Genomic DNA, 256 nt, shown 5'->3' with positions numbered 1-256 from the left:
CCAAATTGTTAAAGAGCATGAGACTTTAAGAACCAGTGTTCTAAAATTCACATTTTCTAAAGACTCTCAGGGTCAAACATACCAACCAACGACAAAAGAAGTGGTTTGGATATGAAGATAACCAAGAATTTTTAGAGAATGGTGGGCGATACCGGGCTCGAACCAGTGACCCCCTGCTTGTAAGGCAGGTGCTCTCCCAACTGAGCTAATCGCCCACGATAGTTTTAATTCCTTCGCGGAGAAAGAATGGTGGGTC

At 43.8% G+C, this 256-nt stretch carries 1 tRNA gene; it reads right to left on the bottom strand.

Features of this window, described 5'->3' with window-relative positions:
* Window positions 1-139: 139 nt before the first annotated feature.
* A tRNA-Val gene (locus AB4512_RS22435) sits at window positions 140-215 on the bottom strand.
* Between the last annotated feature and the right edge of the window lie 41 nt (window positions 216-256).

Origin of the sequence: Vibrio sp. 10N.222.52.B7 (assembly GCF_041474275.1) — a bacterium.
GTDB classification, from domain to species: domain Bacteria; phylum Pseudomonadota; class Gammaproteobacteria; order Enterobacterales; family Vibrionaceae; genus Vibrio; species Vibrio crassostreae_C.
The sequence above is the reverse complement of the archived record's forward strand: the minus strand, read 5'-3'. Positions and strand labels throughout refer to the sequence as shown.